Origin of the sequence: Flavobacterium plantiphilum (genome assembly GCF_046000495.1) — a bacterium.
Lineage (GTDB): Bacteria > Bacteroidota > Bacteroidia > Flavobacteriales > Flavobacteriaceae > Flavobacterium > Flavobacterium plantiphilum.
This window is the reverse complement of sequence record NZ_JBELQA010000015.1, coordinates 1-2,848: the sequence shown is the minus strand read 5'-3', so window position 1 is coordinate 2,848 and position 2,848 is coordinate 1. Positions and strand designations below refer to the sequence as shown.

Annotated in this window: 2 protein-coding genes; both read right to left on the bottom strand. The window is 34.3% G+C overall.

What is annotated here, in order from left to right; all coding sequences use genetic code 11:
- The coding region (locus ABS764_RS16190; protein ID WP_408082834.1) for a PorP/SprF family type IX secretion system membrane protein at positions 1–653 on the bottom strand (653 nt) is incomplete at its 3' end.
- A 60-nt stretch (positions 654–713) separates the two neighbouring features.
- The coding region (locus ABS764_RS16185; protein WP_408082833.1) for a DUF7507 domain-containing protein at positions 714–2,848 on the bottom strand (2,135 nt) is incomplete at its 5' end.

Genomic DNA, 2,848 nt, shown 5'->3' with positions numbered 1-2,848 from the left:
ACCATTTTAGTGAGTAAAGCGGGTTTGAATTTCAGGTTGTAATTTAAATCCATTACATAACCGGCAATTAAATAATACGTCATTTTTTCTTTAAAGAGCGCTACATCATTATCATCGTATCGATTTGATTCAATAAAATTAGGAACGGAGAATCCCAGATAAGCTTTATCAGAATGAAGATAAACACCAGCTCCAAAATTAGGGGTAAACTTATTATTAAAACCCTGTAATTTAGAATCTCCGGCCTGTTCAGGAGTTAGTCTGTCAGGATCAAGATCAAATAAATTACCAGTAGCTTTTATACCAAAAGAAAGTTTAACATTTTCAGAAGTAGGAATAGTATATGATAAATCGGCAGCGATGGTGTTTTCATGTGTAGGTCCTATTTTATCATTAATGATAGATATACCTAAACCCAATCTGCTGTTGTTAAAAGGGGTGTTGATCGAAACAGCATTTGTAGTTGGTGCCCCATCTAATCCAACCCATTGTGTACGGTGTAATGCAAATATACTCATTGCTCCTCTGGATCCGGCATAAGCAGGATTTACATTTATAGTGTTATACATATATTGAGTAAATTGTGCATCCTGTTGTGCATAACTTGCTACTATTGTAAACATTAGACTGATTAGTAGTAATTTTGTTTTCATCTGACTTGATTTTATAACCAGAGTTTTAATGTAAACCTCTGGTAATTAGATTTGAGTTTATTATCTGGAAAGGTATAAGTACCCTTGCTTTTTGTTAGCTATAATTTCATTTTGTAAACCAACGGATGTATAATTCAAAATATAAAAGTAAGTCCCTGTAGGTAATCCGGCCGATTTGTCTACGGTAACTCTGCCTTCAGAGAAACCTTTGAATGAGACATCTTCATTGTTATATCCTTTGGCTTCATAAACCAGTATTCCCCATCTGTTGTAAATCTCTACAGAGTTTTCAGGGTAACATAGTGTATCATCGATATTATCAATTACAAATTTTTCATTTAAATTATCACCATTTGGAGTGAATGCATTATGAATAAATATAGTTCCACAACCTAAGACAATTGCTGCTTCTACAACAGCTGTATCTTCCGCATGAATTTGAGTTTCATTTGGAGTAAATCCATTAGCTTGAGCAGTATTGGTTACTGAACCATTTTCTCTATCTATTTGAGTTGCAATATGATTTTCATTAAACTCTTGAGAAGCGCCTGGTGCTAATGATTCAATAGTTGTATTTAGTCCTGTTAAAGGGTCAGTAACAGCAATTGAATAAAGAGTTACATTTCCAGTATTTTTTACTTGAATAGTATAGTTGATGATGTCTCCTACAGAACTATAGTTTTCGGTATTAGCGGTTTTAATTATTTCCAATCCTGGATTTTGAGTAAGTATTGTAATTGTTGGATTATCATTTTCAACTGTTGTACCTGAAATATCGGTAACATCATTACCTTTTGGATCTTTTGCGATTGCTAGAGCTGAGTTAGTTACATTAGCTGCGTCAATATCTGCTTGTTTAATAGTATAAGTTCCTTTAATTACCGAGCTTGAAGCACCAACTTCAAGTAAAGCAATTGGACTTCCAGTGATAGTCAAGTCTGGTAGAGGGTCAGTTACTACTATATTAGTAAGTGTTGTGTTTCCTGTATTGGTTACTGTAAAAGTATATGTAATTACATCACCTAGGGCAGCGGTTCCACTTACACTAGCAGTTTTTACTAAAGCAATGTTTGGTGATTGTGTTAATTCGGTAATTGTACATTCAGGACAATCTTCTTTAATTGGACAAGAAGTACAAGGAGTAGGGTCGGTCGATGTCGCAGTGATATCTTGCCCTTTTGGATCTTTGGCTGTAGCCAAAGCCAAATTGTATACAATTCCGTTATTAATATCATCTTGTGTAATGGCATGTGAAGCTGTAAATGTAGTTGTATCAATTGCTCCTACAGCAAGTGTTGCAATAGGTCCACCACTTACAATAGCATTATTATCTGTTACTGTTATATTAGTTAGTGTTACATTACCTGTATTTTTTACAATAAAGTTATAGGATACTACATCTCCAACATTGGTTATGCCATCTTGATTAGTATCAACATAAGAACCATCTTTTGTAATAGTGATACTAGGAATTTGGTTCAATTCTGTTATAGTGCAATCAGGACATTCAGGATCTTTAGGACATGAAGTACATGGAGTAGGGTCAGACGAATTATTGTTTACAGTAATGTTTTCATTATCTTTTGCATTTGCTAAAGCAATATTATAATATATTCCTTTATTAATATCGTCTTGAGTAATTGCATGTATACCTATGAAGGTTGTAGCATCAGAAGCACCTGAATCAAGAGAAGCTATAGGACCTCCAGTTACTGTAGCTTTATTATCGGTAACAATTATATTTGTTATTGTTACATTACCAGTATTTTTGACTACAAAATTATAAACTATATTATCTCCTACATTTGTTATACCATCTTGATTTGTATCTTCGTAAACAGCATCTTTAAGGATCTCAATTCCCGACTCATTGATATTATAGGTGTAATTTGCGGTACATCCATTAGTATCTTTTATTTCAACATTATAAGTGCCTTTAGGTAAGGATGATATATCTTCAGTTGTCGCTCCATTTGACCAAGTAAATGTATAAGGTGCTGTACCTCCTTCAGCTGTAATATCTATAGAACCATTACTACATCCTACACAATTATTATTGTTAGTAATAACAGCATTGGCACTTATTGGGGCAGTAGGTTGTGTGATAGTCACCTGAGTTGTTGCAGTACAATTTTGTCCTTGGTTACCCCCCGGAGCAGTAGCGGTTAGGGTATAGGTTCCAGCCACTAATCCGG